The organism is Streptomyces sp. NPDC088812, assembly GCF_044750285.1.
In the GTDB taxonomy this organism is placed as follows: domain Bacteria; phylum Actinomycetota; class Actinomycetes; order Streptomycetales; family Streptomycetaceae; genus Streptomyces.
The window spans coordinates 133,235-150,494 of sequence record NZ_JBIVJP010000020.1 but is presented as its reverse complement, the minus strand read 5'-3'; the positions used below and the strand labels follow the sequence as shown (position 1 = coordinate 150,494).

Sequence of the window (17,260 nt, the reverse complement as noted above, 5' to 3'; positions counted from 1 at the left end):
CACACCGGCTCCCGTCCCTGGCACACCCGCAGGACACCGCCCCCCGGCTGGCGCTCCGGCGTCCGCCACCAGGCGGATCAGCGGCATCGACGTTCCGGCTAGGACTTGTCCGGCCGATCACGTGCGGAGCCAGATGGTGAGGGCTGCGACGGTGGCGGTGCCGAGGAAGACGTAACCGCGTTTGTCGTAGCGAGTGGCGACGGCCCGGGACTGTTTCAGGCGGTTGATCGCACGCTCGATGGTGTTGCGCTCCTTGTAGCGGTGCTCGTCGAAGCCTGGCGGCCGTCCGCCGCGTGAGCCTTTGCGCAAGCGGGCGGCCTGGCTGTCGGTCTTCTCCGGGATGGTGTGGCGGATTCCCCGCCGTCGCAGGTACTCACGAATGGGGCCGTTGCTGTAGGCCTTGTCGGCCGCGAGGCTGTCCGGCTTCTTGCGTGGTCGTCCCGGGCCAGGTCTAGGCACCCGGATCTTCTCCAGGACCGGCTTGAACTGGGTGCAGCCTGCCCGCTGCCCTGGAGTGACGATCAGGAACAACCGGCGGCAGCGGCCGTCCGCGCTCAGGTGGAGCTTGCTGGTGAACCCACCCCGCGAGCGGCCCAGGCCCTCACCTCCAGCACCACCTCCACCAGGCGGGCGACGAGGCTCTGCCATGGCGTCTCGTCCTGAGTGTTCCATCTCGTCGGCCCCCTGTGATCCCGAGGCCGGAGGCGGGTCGGTGCGGGCGCCGGCCGCATGCTGGTGCGCGCGGACAATGGTGGAGTCGATCGAGATGTCCCAGTCGATCTCGCCTGCGGCGTCGGCCGCGGCCTGGACCTGCTGGAGCAGACGTTCCCAGGTTCCGTCGGCCGACCACAGGCGATGGCGTTCATAGACGGTCTTCATCCGCAGCCTGGTCGAGGATCTCGCGCAGAGCACGCCGACCCAGACCGAGTACGCCGAGCGGGCCGAGCTGGCCCGCGCCGAGCGCGCTGCCGCCCTGGGCAGCGCGCCGAGCCCGGAGGCCGAGGCGAAGGCCCGGGCTCTGCTGGAGCGTCTGGGCGCCACCGCGCACGGTCCGCGGGCGGCCGCCCGCGTAGTGGCGGCGATCGCGGTCGTCCTGGACCACACGACAGCCGCAGCGTTGTACGACCCGAAGGATCCGTTCAATGAGGCGGTCGCCGCGTTCCATGTCCAGGCATCCGGCGGGCTCGGTGATCTGTATGCGCCGGTGCTGTCGCTGACGGCCGGTGACGCCGAGCGGCCGGGTTTGCTCAGCTACGTCAAGGGGCTGCGGTTCATCCGGATCGAGGCGTTCGACACCGACGCAGCCGTCACCGCCACGGAGCTGCTGCGCTTCGGGCACTCCTGGGCCGCTGTCCACGCCATCCACTCCGCCCGGCCCTCCCCCGCCCATCCCAGCGGCCGGTTCCTGCTCACTCTGACGCCGAAGGCGTACGCGGGCACCGGCGTCCAGGCCGTCCACCCCGGCCCGTAACCGTCAACGCCCGGAAGCTCCGTCCAGCCCGCCCGCGCCGTCGCGGACCCGCCCGCCTGGCACCGCAAGGACGCGATACAGGGGACGTTGGCGGTGCCTTCTGCTGCGGCCCGCCCAACGGCACGTCGGGGTTCGCATTGACCAGGGCGTGGCGGATGTCGACGGCTTCCTGGCTCGGCTGCTACAGCTTCCCGGCCGCCGGCGCCCTGCGCCCGCTGCGCGATCCAGACGCACTGGAACTGGACGAAGACGAGGACGGGTCGGCTGCCGGCTGCCGGCTGCCGGCTGAAGCGGGTTGTCAGCCGGCGGGCACCAACGCGGCGTCGTACTGTACGACGGCTCAGAAGCTGTGTTCTGACGCTGACGTGTCAACCTCGTTCAAGGGCGGGCCCGCCCTTGTCAGTGGCCACCTGTTTACTTGGCATATGACCGACAAGATGAGTCACAGCGATGTCCACCGAACCACGGCTATCACTTCCGACACCGAGATGGTCGAGCCATACGGAGGCGGGACGGGATTTCGGTTCAAGATCCGCAACGTGATGATCGATGGCCAGGCCGACGTGTTACACGTCCGCGGAGGAGGTTCGCACAAGGTCAGTTTCGACGTGCTGCATGATTGCTCGGAGTGTGGCAACGCCATCAACCAGGTGATCGTTGGTCTGGCGGGCCAGGATCGAGCCCAGGCTTCGGTATGGAACGGCAAGCAGCGCAGCGGGGGCGGCTTGAAGGTGGTCAATGCCGACACGCACGTTGAGGCGCTGGCGGAAGACAACCCAGGTCCGGCGGAGTGGGTAAATGTGTCGTGCGACCTCGTTGTTCCCGACGAACCCGGCGTCTACTCGGTTCGAGCACGTTACGCCCAGGCGTATCAGGGACGCCTGATGACTGCCGAAGGACGTGCGATCTCACAGCCGGAGTACCAGGACGTGCTGGGTTGGTGGAAGGTCGACCGTCCGGAGGGGCCCGGCCCGGAATCGACCATAGGCACCATCATCGTCGAGGCGTGAAGCTGCTGCTCAGCCTCTTCGGCCAACCCCATGACCTCGACCGAGCTCGGCATGGTCTCACCGCCGACGTCGATCGCCGCCCAGAGGGCCCGCCTCACCCGCCAGGGTGGCGGGGCCCCGGGGAGTACAACAACTGGCCCCGGCCGGATGCGGCGGTCAGCGTATCTGTCGGCAAACGATGGCGAGCTCAAGCGCTCAGCGCATCACTGCTGTTCAGGAGGTCAGCTTAGACCTCTGCCGGAGTGCGGTAGGCGTGGGTCTTGCGCGGACTCACCGTGCAGCACATGCAGCAGCGCCCCGGACGAGGGTGGTGTCCGGGGCGCTGCTGCGGGGTTCTCGGGAGGCCCTACGCCTCAACGTACGCGACGATCGTGATCGACCCCAGGGCGGTCACCTAGTAGATCACCCGCACGCCGTCGATCTCGTCGACGTAGTCGCGCAGCAGGGTGCCGGGCACCTCGGTGCCGAGCGCGGGGTTGACGCCGATCGCGACGATCACGCGGTCCAGGCGGTGCGTCTCGGACGCGGTGAGCTTCGCCAGCGAGGCATCGTCTGGGCTCCTCTCGTGAAACCCATCTGACCCTCTGTCACCTCTTCCCGCATCTCGGGGGAACCTCAGAGACGGCACTGCGGCCGGGAAAGACAGGCCAGCCCACCCCCGCGATGCCGTCACTCCGCCACATCCGCAGGCTGCTGCGGCACAGTCTTCGACACCGCACCCGCCACCACTGAAGGCACAGCCCATGACGTCGGGCCGTGAGTCGGCTGCGGCCCCTCCTTCAAGGTGGCCGCAGGCGCCGAGGCGACCGTCGCCGCTCACCTGTCGACCGACGGCGAGCCCCAGCTGACCGCGTTCACCGACGACGTGGCCCCGGTGGCCGACGGCAAGACACGGCTGACCGTACGGCACGTCGCCGCCGCCCCGGCCGTCGACGTCCGTGCGGGCGGCCGGCCCATCTTCGTCGACCTCACCAACCCGAAGCAGGAAGGCGCCACCGTCGACGCCGGCACCGTCGACACCGACGTCGTGCTCGCCAACACCGACACCGTGGCCATCGGACCCGCCGACCTGGACCTCACCAGCGGGACCAGCACCATCGTGTACGCCTGGGGCAGCGCGGGAGACGACAACCTCGCGCTCACGCAACAGACCCTCGACACACAGTAAAGGGTCGTCCTCGCCCTCGAACCACGGCTCCCCCAGCGGGGGCCAGCCGTCGCCGGTGAGCGCTTCGTGCCGCGTGCCTGCCGCACCAGGTCGACTTCAGTACGGCGACGAACGTGTCCTGGTCGCCGGTCACGGCGCGGCCCCCGGACGCAGACCGGCTCCGGCTTCATGGGCGCGGGCGAGCAGTGCGTTGACGGCGAGCGCGGCCGCGGGGTCGGAGTCGGGCAGCCGGTCGACGGCGACCCGCTCGTCCTCGCTCAGCCCGTCCAGGAGGCCGGTGCGGGCGAGGGTGCTCAGCAGGGCGTGACGCAGGACGTCGGGGGCGAGGGCGGCACGGCGGGCGGCTTCGGCTTCCTCCTCCTGGCGGCGCCGCTCGTCCTCCAGCTGCCGGTCGCGCTCGCGTTCGGCGGCGGCGGCGAGCTCGTCCTGGACCACGGCGTCGGCGTCCGGGTCGTACACGCCGCCCACGTCGGCGAGCAGATGCACGATGCGCGCCCACTCAGCGACTTCGGCCGGGCCTCGCTCATCGCTGACCAGGTCCTCGTGGTCGCAGACAGGTGCAGCTGCAGCTCGGCTTCCTCGAGGACGGCCGCCGCCTCCGGGTGAGTCATGCCGCAGGCCCGCCGGCGGACCGAGCGGCGCCCGGCCTTCGCCCAGTCGATCGGCTCGCGGGGCACGGCCGTGCGGTGGGCGGGCCCGCGCGGGCGCCGGTGGGATCGGGGTGCGGGGGTGCTCACACGAGCCTCCCCATCGTCGCACTCATCGCCGCGCAGGCCGAGGTGCCCATCGTGAAGTTCTGGGGCGAGGGGCTGCTCGCGTCGGTGGACGGGCTGCGGTTCGTCGTCCCCGTCCGCACGATCAGCACGGCGCCGTCGCCGAAGTACTTCGGGTTCAAGCGGGGCATCACCTGGCTCAACGCCGTCAACGACCAGGTCGCGGGCATCCGGCAGATGGTCGTCCCCGGCACCCCTCGCGACTCGCTGCACATCCTGGACGCGCTGCTGAACCTGGACGGCGGAGTCAAGCCGGAGAGGGTGGCCACGGACAACGCCTCGTACTCCGACATGGTGTTCGGCCTGTTCAAGATCCTCGGCTACAACTTCAGCCCGCGGTTCCGCGACCTGGACGACCAGCGGTTCTGGCGGGCCACGATGCCCGGCGTCGAGACCGGCATGCTGAAGGTCGCCGGTTCCCCGGTCACCAACCAGGTCCGCGCCTACGACCTGCTGCGCATGTTCGGACGCGACGGGCGCCCCACCCCGCTGGGTGCGGCCTTCGCGGAGTACGAGCGGATCGCGAAGACCGAGCACCTGCTGCGGGTGGTCGACCCGGTCGACGACACCTACCGAAGGCAGATGAACCGGCAGCTCACCGTGCAGGGGTCCCGCCACAAGCTCGCCCGCGACGTGTGCCACGGCAAGCGCGGCACCATCCACCAGGCGTACCGGGACGGGATGGAGGACCAGCTCGGCGCGCTCGGCCTGGTCCTCAACGCCATCGTGCTGTGGACGACGAAGTACATCGACGCCGCAGTCGCCCAGCTACAGGCCGAGGGCCACGAACTTCGCGAGGAGGACATCGCTCGGCTCTCCCCGTTCAAGCACCGCAACCTGAACCTGCTCGGCCGCTACAGCTTCACCGCCTCCACTCCGGCAGCCGGTGCCCTGCGCCCGTTGCGCGATCCGGACGCGTCGGAGCTGGATGAGGACGACGGGGACGAGGCGTGAGCACGCCGATCCATTCGGTGCCCTTCATCGCGGCCGGCAGGTGAGCGGCAAGAGCACGGGTTCCGTTCGCCTGGACCATCTGGGCCGCGAGTCCCTCTTCTGTGCGCAGGAGTCCCGCAGCGGCGATGCGGCGGATTGTGTCCATGAGGTGTTCGAGGCCGATCCGGAAGACGGTCGTGGACCGGGCGGGTTCGCCGTGCGAGAGCGTGTACAGCACGGGGTTGGTCAGTCCGAACTCGACCACGGTGTCCCAGCCGACGCGCAGTTCCTTGACCGGGTCGTAGGCGAGGGTTCGATCTGCTGCTTGGCTGCCAGGAACCGGGTGAAACCGTGCTCGGCCACTGCATCCAGCAGACCCTCCTTGTCGCCGAACAGCCGGTAAAGGGCGGGCGGTTGCAGTCCGGCGGCGTCAGCGACCGCCCGGGTGGTGATCGAGTCGCGGCCCCCTTGCTCCAGCAGGCCGGTCGCGGCCTCGATGATCCGGCGGCGCGTCTGTTCTCGTGCGGCGGTAGCGGGCTCCGCGGCGCGCCGGGTGGGGATCGGTTGGGTCGGTTCAACAGCCATGGAAGCAACGGTAGCGTCGCCGAAACCTGGATGCTATCGCTGATATCGCTTTTATGTTTCCATTGAACGTATCAATGGTATCGTTGAAGGAGTTTCACTGGAAACACCAGTACGAGGAGAACCGCCATGTCCGACCGTTTGCGGATCATCGGGGTGGAAGAGACCGCCGTGGTACCGGCCGTCCATGAGGCGTACCAGCGGGCCGGATCGCCGCAGATCCCCGCCCGCGGCTTCGGCGACAACCCCATCGCCAAGAACCTGCACGAGGTCGGCGAGCAGCGGCTGGCCCACATGGACGACCAGGGCATCGACGTCGCCGTGCTCTCCCTGTCGTCCCCGGGTGTACAGGATCTGTCCGAGGCCGACGCGGTCGCGGTGGCCCGCGAGGCCAACGACCAGCTTGCCGAGATCGTCGCCTCCCGGCCCGACCGCTTCCAGGCGTTCGCCGCGATTCCCACCCAGGCGCCGGCCGCGGCCGCGGCCGAACTGGAGCGAGCCGTGTGCGAGCTGGGCTTCCCCGGCGCCATGCTGTACGGGCGTACCGGGGACAAGCTGGCCGACCACCCGGACAACGACGAGCTGTACGCCATGGCCGAGCGGCTGGCCGTGCCGCTGCACTTCCACCCGCAGACACCGGTCCAGCCCGTCATCGACGCCTACTACTCCAACCTCCCCGAGCCCATGGGCCCCGTTCTGGCCGGAGCCGGGCTCGGCTGGTACTACGACCTCGGTGTCCAGTACCTGCGCATGATCTTCTCGGGGGTCTTCGACCGGTTCCCCGACCTGCAGGTAATCGCCGGGCACTGGGGCGAGGTCGCGCTGTTCTACCTCGACCACACCGGCTTCTTCGGCGAAGCAGGCCGCCTGCGTCAGCCCTTGGCGGACTACTTCAAGCAGAACTTCTGGGTCGCTGGCAGCGGCACCAACAGCCCCCGCTACCTGCGCTGGACCGCCGAAGTGATGGGCACCGACCGAATGCTGTACTCCACCGACTACCCCTTCACCTACGGCTTCCGCCCCGGCGGTTTCCCCTACGTCGACACCAGCAACGGTGAAGCCCGCTCCTTCCTGGAGAACTCGCCCTTCACCGACGAGCAGAAGGCCGACATCGGCCACCGCAACTGGGAACGCCTCACCGCCCGTGCCAAGCGCCCGACGGCCTGAAGCCCCCAGGGGCCGGCCGGAACGCCGCCACGCCCTCCGGCCGGCCCTCACGGCCCCACGGACCTCGGCGCACACCGGATTCGTGACGAACGCGGTCCTTACCATCCTCGCCTGGCGGCTCCGCGCTCAGGCGCCGGGACAGTCGACCCCAGCCTGTCGGCAAACGAAGGCGAGTCTCGGGCTCGTGGAGTAGGCATGCCCCCCGCTGAACCCAACGCTGAGCGGGCACGGTCGTTCCTGCTGGCCACGTTCGCGTTCTTCGGTGGAGCCGCCCTGGCCCGGATCGCCGGTGGCTCGGACCATCTGAGCGCTCAGGTGGGCATGGGGCAGGCGGCAGAACTGCTGAGCCGGGACCGACGGGCGAGCAAGCAGAACGCGGCCGCCGTACGGGAGCCGCTCACCCGGGTCGCCACCGCGGCGGCCCCGCTGATGCGCTCCACCGACGCGCCCGTCGCCGCCACCACCGAGCAACTGCTGGGTGCTGCGCGGACGTGGAGAACACCGAGCGCCTGAAGGCGGCCCTCGAGGCGCTCGGGCAGGCCGTCCGCGCGGCCACCGCCCCGTGCCTGTCCTGGTGGGCGCGGCGCCGCCCGGCCCGGACGGTCTCGTAGGATGCGCAAGCGCCCTGTCCCCGGCAGCTGGAATGCCAGGGGCAGGGCGCTTGCGTGTGTCAGAGCTGGATGTCGATGTGCTCCACGCCGGTGCACTCCACGCCCTGGTCGTGGGCGCGGGTGTTGTTGTTCCGGAAGTACATCTCAGCGAGGCCTTCGGCGGCGATGCGCTGGAGCTGCCGCTCGCTGGCGCCGGCGTCGCGGGCCTCGAACAACCGGTCCGCCCAGCACGGCGGCAGGGCCTGGGTGATGTCGCGGAACCGGACGTCGTTGGTCGTGCCCGGTGCGGCGGTGAACCCGAACCTTGCGCGGGTGGAGACGACCAGACCGCCCGTGGACGCGGCCCGCTTCTTCGCCTTCGCGCGGATCTGCGGCTGCCACCGCCACTAAGCTGGGCACTCCTCCGCCCCGTCCGAGGAGTAGCGTGCCGCCGGCCTTAGTCCACCGGATCACCACATACGACCCTGCCGACCGCGACGAGCATGGCCACTACACCGGCGCCGAGGACGCGGTCAGCGACCACGGACCTCTCGAAGCGGCGTACCTGGCGGCGATCACCGCTTTCGCGGAGGCATCGGACATCGACCGGTTGGAGATCCGCGAACCTGCGGTCACCGGCTTCGTCCACTTCGGTGTGCAGCCACCGGTTGAGGGGCACGGCCTCGGCGGGCTCTTCCCGCCCGACCTCACCGGCTACCACGACGGGGCCGAGGTGTCTCTTCCGGTCGCCTTGGAACTGGTCCGGGCCATGCTCCGCGACCAAGGCGCTTGGTGCCGACTGGAGGTGGGGGATTTGTTCACCGTGCACGTCGGATGGGACCAGTATGTGTACGTGGGCAGTGACCGGCCCTGTGCGGACGCCGTGGCCCGTACGCGGGAACTCGGCCTCTTCCCGGAACCGCTTACGGCCTCGCCCTACGCGGCCGAGGTCGACGAAGCGGAAGTGACGGAGCCAGCCGACGAGCACTTCTGGATACGCGTGCACACTGCGCTGGCCTCACGGCATGTGTTGCTCCTCGAGGAGAGCTACGTTCGCAACGCCGCACGCTGGCACCGAATCACGCCAGAGAACCTCGGCACAGTGCGCGCCGGTCTCGGCCCACGCGCCTTGCTGACCGTCTGGCCCGACCTGACCCCGGACGTCGGCGCCGTCCTCGCCGCATTGCCCCAGGAGGAATCCATCGAGTTCGTCTGGGAGGCGCAGGACGGGACGATCAGCCACGCGATCGTCGACGACACCGACTACCAGGCGCTCAGCGCCCACGTGGCCGATGCCCGAGCCGCCTGCGCGCTGCCCCTGTCCCTCGCCGAACACCACCCGCTGCTCTGTGCTGCCCTCCCGGACAGCGACGGCGTACTGCGCGCCCGGTGGTGACCCGGTTCGCACGCCGGGCGAGCCAGCAGGCGCTGTGCATCGAAGTTGTCCTGCCAGGCCAGATGTCGTGCTCAGTCACACAAGCTGAGACTGAGCACGATGGTTGGCCTCTGAGCACGCCGGTTGGCGCCTGAGCGCGATAGCTGGCCCTGCAGGGCGGCGGGCGGGGCTCCCGCCGGAGGCGGTACCGAAGCCCGTCACCAGGCTCCAGCCCTATGACCAGTGATCTCGGGTTCACCTGCGCGTGCTGCGGAGCCCACCACCCTGAGCTGCCGATGAACTACACGGCCGAGGCCCCCGCCGTATGGGAACCGGCCTTCGCCGGCGCCGACGACTGCTTGCTCTCGTCCGACCAGTGCGTGGTCCGTGCACAGCACTACTTCGTCAAGGGCCTGATCGAGATACCCGTCATCGGCAGCAACGACGTGTTCTCCTGGGGCGTCTGGGTCTCGCTCAGCCGCGAGAGCTTCTCCCGGGCCGCGGACCTGTGGGACACCCCCGGCCGCGAAGCCGAGAAGCCGTACTTCGGCTGGCTCACCACCGACCTGCCGGTCTACCCGACCACCACACTCAACCTGAAGACGCACGTCCACACCCGCCCGGTCGGTGAGCGCCCCTTCGTCGAGCTCGAACCCACCGACCATCCCCTCGCCGTCGAGCAACGCTCGGGGATCAGTGCCTGTTCCTGATCAGAACATGCCAGGCGTGCTTTTGTGATCTCTCGCAGCGGAGGTCGTTTGGCTAGATCTTCTGGAGAGCGAGAGCCGCTCTGCTTGCCCCAGTACTGTGGCTTCGATGACCGACTCTGAGATCGAGATCACCGCTGACCTGGTTCGCGAGCTGCTGCAGGAACAGCATCCCGACCTTGCGGGGCTGGCCATCCGCGAGGTGGCTGGCGGCTGGGGCAACCAGATGTGGCGGCTCGGGGACGAGTTGGCCGTGCGCATGCAGCGCATGGCCCCCACCCCGGAGCTCCAGCTCAAGGAGCGCCGATGGCTGCCTGTCTTGGCCCCACGCCTGCCGCTCCCGGTGCCGACCCCGGTGCGGATCGGTGAACCGTCTGCGCGCTTCCCCAAGCACTGGACTGTGATGACGTGGGTTCACGGCGAGCCGCTGGACTACACCTCGATCAGCCGCGGCGACCACGCGGCCGACACCCTGGCGGGCTTCCTCAGAGCGCTCCATGTGGAGGCACCCGCCGAGGCGCCCACCATGTCGGACCGCGGCGCTCACCCCAAGAAGTGCACGGACGGCTTCGAGAAGTTCTTGCAAGGCGTTGCCCCCGGCGGCATTGCCGCCGACGTCCGGGCCGTCCGGGCCGTCCGGGCCGTCCGGGCCGTCCGGGCCGTCTGGGACGATGCCGTTGCGGCCCCCGAGTGGGAGGGCCCGCCGGTATGGCTGCACGGTGACCTCCACCCGGCGAATGTCGTCGTCTCGGACGGAACGCTGTCGGGTGTGATCGATTTCGATGCCATGTTCGCCGGCGACCCGGCGTGGGACCTCGCGGCCGCATGGGTGCTCCTTCCTTCGGGCGCCGCCTCTCGATTCTTCGACGTGTACGCGCATGCGGACGAGACGACGATCCGGCGCGCCCGAGGGCTGGCCGCCATGAAGAGCCTCTTCCTCATCCTCATGGGCCAGGCCGGAGATCGGGGCCTTCCGGGCGGCAAGCCGACCTGGGGGCCCGCAGGCCGGGCAGCGCTCGATCGTGTTCTGGCAGCGTGATGTAGACACGGAGCATCGCTCGCGCGCTGTGCTCGCAGAGATGAATCGACCTCGCTGTCCTCCACAGGCATCGTGTTCTGGCCTGCTGCCGCAGTGTGCAAGCCGGAGGTCAGGGAATCGGTGTCGCGGATCCTGACCAGCTGACCTACCTCGTGGGAAAGTGTTCTCCCGCCGGGAGCACGGGCCGGTCCGGGCGGAGTTACCGAGGGTGAACTTGAGAACGATCAGTCCCGGTTGGCCTCGCGGGAGGCGGCTGTGAGCTCCCGGCGGGAGGACCGGCGGGTGATGCGCCTGGTCATCAGCGTGATCGCGGCCCAGGTGATCAGAGATTCCGAGCGCTGGATGAGACGTTCGTAGTCCCGGGCGTGACGGCGGGCGTGCATGATCCAGGCGAGCGACCGTTCGACCACCCAGCGGCGGGGCAGGATGACGAACCCGACAGCGCCCTTCGGACGGCTGATGGTCTTGAGCGTCAGGCTTAGGTGCTTCTTCGCCCAGGTCACGAGCTGTCCGGTATAGCCGGATTCGGACCGGACGACGGTGATCTCAGGGTGCATCAGCCGCAGCCGGAACAGCACTTCCTTCGCCGCGTCGCGGTCGGTCATGTCGGCCGGGGTGACCATGACGAACAGCGGCAGGCCCCTGGTGTCCACGACCAGGTGCCGCTTGCGGCCATTGATCTTCTTCGCTCCGTCGTAGCCTCGCGAGTCGCGTCCGACGGTCCCGGCGGCCTTGACTGACTGGGAGTCGATGACGGTGGCGACCGCGCCGGGGCCCGGCCCATCTCGCGGCGGATGCGTTTGCGCAGCTGGTCGCGGATCTGTCCGACGACTCCGGCGGCCGCCCAGCAGGCCATGAAGTTGTAGCAGGTCCGCCAGGGCGGGAAATCCCGGGGCAGGGCCCTCCACTTGCATCCGGTGTCCACGACGTAGCGGATCGCGTCGACGACCTCGCGGCGCGGGTGCTTCTCGGGGCGTCCCCCCTTGGGGGACTCGCAGGCCGGCGGCGGGAGAAGGGGCTCGATGAGGGCCCATTCGTCGTCGTAGGTGTCGGAGGGATAGCAGCGGTGCCGGGACAACTCGAACCTCCCTCCCTGCGGCGGGGGTTGGGGACGGCTGGGCCGTCCCCAACCCGGTCAGGTGTTGATGTACTCGGCACCGCCGGCGGGGTGCCGATCGCCTCGAACCGCTCCTCCTCGTCCGCGATCCCCGCCAGGATCCGGTGGACCGTGCAGGAGACACCTGCGCCCCGGCGATCCTTCGGCCACCGGGACGCCGTCCACCTCGTCTGGTTCACCATCGAGTACGACACCCCGATGTCCTCGGCCAGCCGGAACAGCGACTCCTTCACCGTGAACGGCGGCTCGCTCCGCTCCTGGCCGCCGTACTCGCGCATCGGCTCGACCTCCAGCGCGTAGTCGCCGATCGCGAACTGGATGCGGCTGGCCGTCTCCACCAGCTTCCGCAGCTCCGCCACGATCTGGGCGTACCGGCTCGCGCTGACACTGCCGACCCTGTCGCCGTCGCCGGTCTTCTCGATCTCCTCGGGCACGGTTCTCACTCCAACCCGTGGGCCGGGCACGGCCGTTGACCGTGACGAGACACGGCCCGCCTCTCGAACCCGAGAGTCACGCGAGCCGGGCGAGGCAGGTGGGTGATCTTCGTGGCCAGCCGGGCCGTCATCGTCGTCCGCATGCTGCCCGAAGTGGCGCGGGACGCTGGCCCAGGTGTCAACTGAACCGCCTCAGTGGATCGTTTCAATCAGACCTCCCATAGTTTTGTCCTACCTGTTGACGTGCTTTCCGTCGGACATTTAGCCTCCGGGAAACCTGATTGAAACCTTTCACCCGGAGGACTCATGTCCAGACCCTTGTCACGCCGGAGAGTCCTCCAAGCGGGCAGCGTCGCTGCCGCGTCCGTCGTGCTCACCGGAACCCGGGCCGCGGCGGTGTCGCGCGCCGGGCGCGGCCCGGGTGCTACCGACGCTCCCACCGGTCTGTTGACCGACCTCCTGCCGCAGGGGCTGGGCGCCACGGCCGCACAACGCCCCCGCTTCAGCTGGCAGGTCCCCGACGTCGGCGCCGCCACGGTCCAGCGGGCCTACCAGGTGCAACTCGCCGTCACCCCGGACGGCTTCCGCAAAGGCCGGCTGGTCTGGGACAGCCACAGGGTCGCTTCCGCCCAGTCGACCGCCCTGCCCTACGGCGGCCCCTCCCTCCAGCCCCGTACCGCCTACTGGTGGCGGGTCAGGACCTTGGCGCAGGGATGGTCGACCTGGTCGGAACCGGTCCTGATGGCCACGTCGGTGGAAAATCAGTGGACGGCCGAGCCCATCTGGGCCCCGGCCGGACCCACCATGACCGACGGCACCTTCGCCGCCCGGTTCAAGATCACCACGGTCGCCGCCGGGTTCTGGTTCCGCGCCGCCGACACCTCCAACAACTACATGTGGCAACTGCGCGCCGGCACCACTGCGGGAGTGCTCCGCAAGCACGTGTGCGTCAACGGGACCTACACCGTGCTCGGCGAGGTCGCCCTGCCCTTCCCGGTCACCACCGCCACATGGGTGGACCTCTCGATCACCATGACCGGCTCCACCTTCACCACCACCGTCAACGGCACCGTTGTCGACACCACCACCCACACCCGGTACACGACGGGCAACGTCGGCCTGCGCAACGGCCTCACGGAGTCCCAGGTGTACGACAGCGTCCGCTTCACCGCGGCCGACGGCACCGTGCTGATCCGGGACGATTTCGACTCCGACGAGGGCACCTTCGCCGCCGGCACCGTCGCGAACGGCGAACTCACCTTCCCCACCGGCGCGGCCTCCCTGTCCTCCTACGGCACTGACGACACCTGGGCTCTGCTGCGCCACGAATACCGTCTGGAGAAGGGCAAGGAGGTCGCCGCCGCCGTACTCCACGTCGCCGCGACCTCCGCCACACCCACCCGCCAGTACGTGGCCAAGGTGTGGAGCAACGGCGGCGTTGTCGGCTACGCGTCCGTGCGTTCCGGCACCGGAACCGCGTACCAGTCCTTCGACATCACACCCACCCTGCGCACCGGTGCCGCCAACGCGCTGGCCGCGCTGTGCCACACCACCTCGGAACAGAAGTTCCTGGCCCAGCTCGAGATCACCTACACCGACGGCAGCCAGGACACCGTCGGCTCTGGAGACACCTGGAAGGCCCGCCGCCAAGCCGGTCTGCTGCCCGCCCGGGGCAGCGCGGGCACCAGCTACTTCACCGTCCCCCAGGAGTACTGGGACCTGCGCAAGGAACCCGTCGGCTGGACCGCACCCGGCTTCGACGACACCGACTGGTACACCCCCGCAACCCGCGAGGCCATCGCCGACCTGGTCCCGGCCCCTCTCGAAGCCGTACGCCTCCATGACGTCACCCCCGCCGCCGTCACCGAGGCCGCCGACGGCCGCTGGCTCGTGGACCTCGGCCGGGAGATCGTCGGCGGACTGGCCCTGGAGGTCACCGGCAAGGCCGGCGACACCGTGGAGGTCCGGCTGGGCGAGGAGCTGAACGCCGACGGCACCGTCAGACACGCCCTGCGCACCGGCAACACCTACAGGGAGGTGTGGACCCTGCGCGACGGCACACAGCGCTTCGAGCACTGGGGCTACCGCGGCTTCCGCTGGGCCGAGCTGCGCACCACCGTCGACCTGACCGGCGCGACGCTCAAGGGCCGCGCCTGGAAGGCCGACTGGGACGACTCGCACTCCTCCTTCACCAGCTCCGACGCCGACCTCGACCGGGTGTGGGAGCTGTGCCGCTACTCCATCGAGGCCACCCGCGCCGACCTCTACCAGGACACCCCCACCCGCGAGCGCGGCCCCTACGAGGGCGACGCCCTGATCAACCAGCTCTCCGAGTACGCCGTCCAGCGCTCCTACGCCCTCGCCCGCTGGTCCGACGACTACCTGGCACGCCGCGGCACCTGGCCCACCGAGTACCGGCTGATGTGCGCGATCTCCGCCTGGGAGGACTACCTCGCCACCGGCGACGACCGGCAGCTCGCCAAGGACTACGACCTCCTCGCGGCCAAGAACCTCACCGCCTACCTGGGCTCGGACGGCCTCGTCCGCAAGGACCCCGGCAAGAGCAGCCAGGACCTCGGCGACCTGGTCGACTGGCCGACCGCCAGCCGCGACGGCTACGTCTTCACTACCGTCAACACCGTGGTCAACGCCTTCCAGTACGCGGCCTTCGACGCCCTCGCCAAGTGCGCGGACGTCCTCGGCAAGCAGGGCGAGGCCGAAACCCTGCGCGGACAGGCGGACACCCTCGCCGCCGCCATGCGCGCCACCCTCCTCGACAGCACGGCAGGCCGCTTCATCGACGGCGTCGGCACCGACCACAGCGCCCAGCACGCCACCGCCTTCCCGGTGGCGCTCGGCGTCGCCGACACCCTCGACGACACGGTGCTGACCAGGCTCGGCGACACCCTCGCCGCCGGCGGCATGAAGGTCAGCGTGTACGGCGCCCAGTTCCTCCTCGACGCCCTGTTCCGGCTCGGCCGCGCCGACTCCGCGCTCGCACTGATGACGTCGAAGGCCACCAACTCCTGGCTGCACATGATCGACGACCTGAAGGCCACGATCGTCACCGAGGCCTGGGACCCCGCCCTGAAGTCGAACATGACCTTCTCGCACGCGTGGGCCTCCGCCCCCGCCAACGCGGTCGCCCGCCATGTGCTGGGCGTCCAGATCACCGAAGCGGGCGCGGCCGGGTTCCGCATCCGGCCCCGCACAGGCGCGCTGACCCGGGTCGACGGGACAGTCCCCTCGCTGCGCGGCCCGGTGAAGGTGTCCGTACGGCGCACGCCGGGCCAGCACTCCGTCCAGGTCACGCTGCCGCCGAACACCCAGGCGGTGGTGGAGGTCGAGATCGGCGACGCCCAGCCGTCGGCGTACAAGGTGACACCCAGCGCATCGGCATTCCCCGCCCTGCGCGGAATCAGCGGTGTCCCCTGGACCGGCGCCACGGCCGAGAGGAAGGTGAAGGCGACGTCGTTCACCGACCTCACCGGAACAGTCCTGCGCGTCGGCCCGATCGCCTCCGGCACGACGACGATCTCCCTCAAGTAGGCATACAGAGGGAGGAGTCGAGTCGTAGGCGGCCGACCCTGTGGAGCGGTGCGACAACGCATCGCACCGCTCCAGGAATCGCAAGGCTTCCGTCGGACCTTCGCTCGGGCCTTCGCTCCACCCTTCCGTCGGAACGGCTTCCGTCCCGGGCCGCGATCGTCCTGCACGCGCTGCGCTGACCGGATGAGATCCGTGACCCGGCCGGGCTGGTCCCGCCGCCGGTGGAAGTCTCTGAGGCGGAGATCGAGCGGGCGCTGGTACTGATGGAGACGATGAGCCGCGACGACCCCGAGTTCCGCGACGAGTACACCGAGGCCATGGGCAAGAGCGTCGAGGCGAAGCGGGCGAGCCGCGAGCCGCCCGATGTGCCGGCGCCGGGAAAGCCCGCCGAGGTCCTCCATCTGATGGCCCGCCCTGAACGAATCCGTGCAGCGGGCCAAGGCCTCACGCGGCGAGGACGCCGACGTGCACGAGATGCTGCGGGCCAGGAATGCCGCCGTGAAGAAGCCGGTCGCGGAGCGCGTACGGAGCGGCAGGTGCGGGCCTACGGCGGAGGCTGACGTAGCGCACGGTCGAGCCCCACTTCTCCGTGACGGGGGTCGGACACCACTGACAGGAAGGGAACCCACCTCGACCGCATGTGTATGTTTTGTGCTGACATGCAGTCCGCAGAACGCCATCAGCCAGAACAGCGCGGTGGTGAGAGCCAGCTGGCGCGAGAGCAGCAGCCCCAGTCCCAGCAGACGGTCTCTCGGGACTTCCGTCGGCAGCTGCGTTGCGGGCAGGCCGAACCGGGCGGTGATGCCTGCCGCCTGTTCGGGGCGCCCGGTGCGCAACAGATGAAGAGGGCTGTCGGGCAGCCGCAGCAGGGCCCAGGGGACCACGGTGACAAGCGCCGCAGCGCCCACGAAGTACAGGACGCGGAAGGAGACGTCGGGCAGCAGCCGGGCTCCGAGCAGTGGTGCGCTGAGAGAGCCCAGGCAGGAAGCCGCCATGACGACGCCGATGTTGCGGGACCGGCGCCCGGCTGGGGTCAACTCGGCGACGACGGACATCAGCGTGGGCAGCACCACGCCCAGGCCCACGCCGGCGAGGAAGCGGGAGGCGGCGAAGGTGCCGGGACCGCCCGCCGCACCGGAGGCGAGCGTGCACAGGGAGAAGGACGACAGGCCGCTCAGCAGGAGCCGGCGGGGCCCGACGCGGCGGCCCATCGCCCCGGCGACGCCGACGCCGATGAGCATGCCGAGCGCCGCCAGGGATCCGATGTCGCCGGCCTCTGCCTCGGAAAGACGCCACGACGGCGTGGCCAGCAGCGACGGCACCGTAGTGCCGTACACCGACAGGT

13 protein-coding genes and 5 pseudogenes are annotated in these 17,260 nt (G+C 69.7%); 12 read left to right on the top strand and 6 right to left on the bottom strand.

From position 1 onward, the window contains the following. Positions 1-117: 117 nt before the first annotated feature. Positions 118-876: pseudogene (locus ACIP67_RS31005) on the bottom strand (IS5 family transposase); the annotation flags it as partial. A gap of 196 nt (positions 877-1,072) precedes the next feature. Here ACIP67_RS31005 and ACIP67_RS31000 point away from each other — a divergent pair. The 3 genes and pseudogenes from ACIP67_RS31000 to ACIP67_RS30990 all read left to right on the top strand — a co-directional run. Next, on the top strand, positions 1,073-1,471 hold the full coding sequence (locus ACIP67_RS31000; protein ID WP_401696209.1) for a hypothetical protein: 399 nt from the start codon (positions 1,073-1,075) through the stop codon (positions 1,469-1,471). A gap of 155 nt (positions 1,472-1,626) precedes the next feature. Further along, complete coding sequence (locus ACIP67_RS30995) at positions 1,627-2,481, top strand: hypothetical protein (protein ID WP_401696272.1); 855 nt, start codon at positions 1,627-1,629, stop codon at positions 2,479-2,481. A 781-nt stretch (positions 2,482-3,262) separates the two neighbouring features. Next, positions 3,263-3,634 (top strand): annotated as a pseudogene (locus tag ACIP67_RS30990) (DUF4397 domain-containing protein); the annotation flags it as partial. 144 nt (positions 3,635-3,778) lie between these two features. Here the strand turns inward: ACIP67_RS30990 and ACIP67_RS30985 are convergent. After that, positions 3,779-4,135 carry a hypothetical protein gene (locus ACIP67_RS30985; protein WP_401696207.1) on the bottom strand — a complete coding sequence of 119 codons (357 nt, stop codon included), beginning with the start codon at positions 4,133-4,135 and terminating at the stop codon, positions 3,779-3,781. Positions 4,136-4,407: 272 nt separating this feature from the next. On the opposite strand from ACIP67_RS30985, the pseudogene ACIP67_RS30980 reads away from it, so the two are divergent. Beyond that, positions 4,408-5,376 (top strand): annotated as a pseudogene (locus ACIP67_RS30980) (Tn3 family transposase); the annotation flags it as partial. Between the two features lie 225 nt (positions 5,377-5,601). Here the strand turns inward: ACIP67_RS30980 and ACIP67_RS30975 are convergent. After that, complete coding sequence (locus ACIP67_RS30975; RefSeq protein ID WP_401696205.1) at positions 5,602-5,940, bottom strand: TetR/AcrR family transcriptional regulator; 339 nt, start codon at positions 5,938-5,940, stop codon at positions 5,602-5,604. Between the two features lie 126 nt (positions 5,941-6,066). On the opposite strand from ACIP67_RS30975, the gene ACIP67_RS30970 reads away from it, so the two are divergent. After that, on the top strand, positions 6,067-7,104 hold the full coding sequence (locus ACIP67_RS30970; RefSeq protein ID WP_401696203.1) for an amidohydrolase family protein: 1,038 nt from the start codon (positions 6,067-6,069) through the stop codon (positions 7,102-7,104). Between the two features lie 195 nt (positions 7,105-7,299). Then, positions 7,300-7,617, top strand: coding sequence for a hypothetical protein (locus ACIP67_RS30965; RefSeq protein ID WP_401696202.1), 318 nt, complete (start codon positions 7,300-7,302; stop codon positions 7,615-7,617). 157 nt (positions 7,618-7,774) lie between these two features. On the opposite strand, the gene tpg is transcribed toward ACIP67_RS30965, so the two are convergent. Then, a complete protein-coding gene (tpg, locus tag ACIP67_RS30960) occupies positions 7,775-8,041 on the bottom strand; it encodes a telomere-protecting terminal protein Tpg (protein WP_401696270.1) in 267 nt (88 codons plus the stop codon). 98 nt (positions 8,042-8,139) lie between these two features. Here tpg and ACIP67_RS30955 point away from each other — a divergent pair, with 98 nt between their 5' ends. From ACIP67_RS30955 to ACIP67_RS30945, 3 genes are all read left to right on the top strand, one after another. Further along, the gene (locus ACIP67_RS30955) at positions 8,140-9,090 is read left to right on the top strand and encodes an RNA-binding protein (protein ID WP_401696201.1); all 951 of its coding nucleotides are present in this window, start codon (positions 8,140-8,142) and stop codon (positions 9,088-9,090) included. A gap of 275 nt (positions 9,091-9,365) precedes the next feature. Continuing rightward, positions 9,366-9,779: a DUF2199 domain-containing protein gene (locus tag ACIP67_RS30950; protein WP_401696269.1), complete on the top strand. Its 414-nt coding sequence runs from the start codon at positions 9,366-9,368 to the stop codon at positions 9,777-9,779. A 106-nt stretch (positions 9,780-9,885) separates the two neighbouring features. Next, positions 9,886-10,815 carry an aminoglycoside phosphotransferase family protein gene (locus ACIP67_RS30945; RefSeq protein ID WP_401696200.1) on the top strand — a complete coding sequence of 310 codons (930 nt, stop codon included), beginning with the start codon at positions 9,886-9,888 and terminating at the stop codon, positions 10,813-10,815. A gap of 224 nt (positions 10,816-11,039) precedes the next feature. On the opposite strand, the pseudogene ACIP67_RS30940 reads toward ACIP67_RS30945, so the two are convergent. Then, positions 11,040-11,893, bottom strand: a pseudogene (locus tag ACIP67_RS30940) (IS5 family transposase). 150 nt (positions 11,894-12,043) lie between these two features. Here ACIP67_RS30940 and ACIP67_RS30935 point away from each other — a divergent pair. The 3 genes from ACIP67_RS30935 (at position 12,044) to ACIP67_RS30925 (ending at position 16,475) form a co-directional block, all read left to right on the top strand. Then, positions 12,044-12,232, top strand: coding sequence for a hypothetical protein (locus ACIP67_RS30935; RefSeq protein ID WP_401696199.1), 189 nt, complete (start codon positions 12,044-12,046; stop codon positions 12,230-12,232). 581 nt (positions 12,233-12,813) lie between these two features. Then, entirely contained in the window at positions 12,814-15,915 is a 3,102-nt protein-coding gene (locus ACIP67_RS30930) for a family 78 glycoside hydrolase catalytic domain (protein ID WP_401696198.1), read from the top strand. Positions 15,916-16,136: 221 nt separating this feature from the next. Further along, complete coding sequence (locus ACIP67_RS30925) at positions 16,137-16,475, top strand: hypothetical protein (protein WP_401696197.1); 339 nt, start codon at positions 16,137-16,139, stop codon at positions 16,473-16,475. A 123-nt stretch (positions 16,476-16,598) separates the two neighbouring features. Here the strand turns inward: ACIP67_RS30925 and ACIP67_RS30920 are convergent. Further along, positions 16,599-17,252 (bottom strand): annotated as a pseudogene (locus ACIP67_RS30920) (MFS transporter); the annotation flags it as partial. Positions 17,253-17,260: the final 8 nt, after the last annotated feature.

Coding starts and splice junctions, on each gene's coding strand:
- ACIP67_RS30995 (WP_401696272.1), top strand. CDS start 1,627: ATGTCGACGGCTTCCTGGCTCGGCTGCTACAGCTTCCCGGCCGCCGGC.
- ACIP67_RS30975 (WP_401696205.1), bottom strand. CDS start 5,940: ATGGCTGTTGAACCGACCCAACCGATCCCCACCCGGCGCGCCGCGGAG.
- ACIP67_RS30970 (WP_401696203.1), top strand. CDS start 6,067: ATGTCCGACCGTTTGCGGATCATCGGGGTGGAAGAGACCGCCGTGGTA.
- ACIP67_RS30965 (WP_401696202.1), top strand. CDS start 7,300: ATGCCCCCCGCTGAACCCAACGCTGAGCGGGCACGGTCGTTCCTGCTG.
- ACIP67_RS30950 (WP_401696269.1), top strand. CDS start 9,366: ATGAACTACACGGCCGAGGCCCCCGCCGTATGGGAACCGGCCTTCGCC.
- ACIP67_RS30945 (WP_401696200.1), top strand. CDS start 9,886: ATGACCGACTCTGAGATCGAGATCACCGCTGACCTGGTTCGCGAGCTG.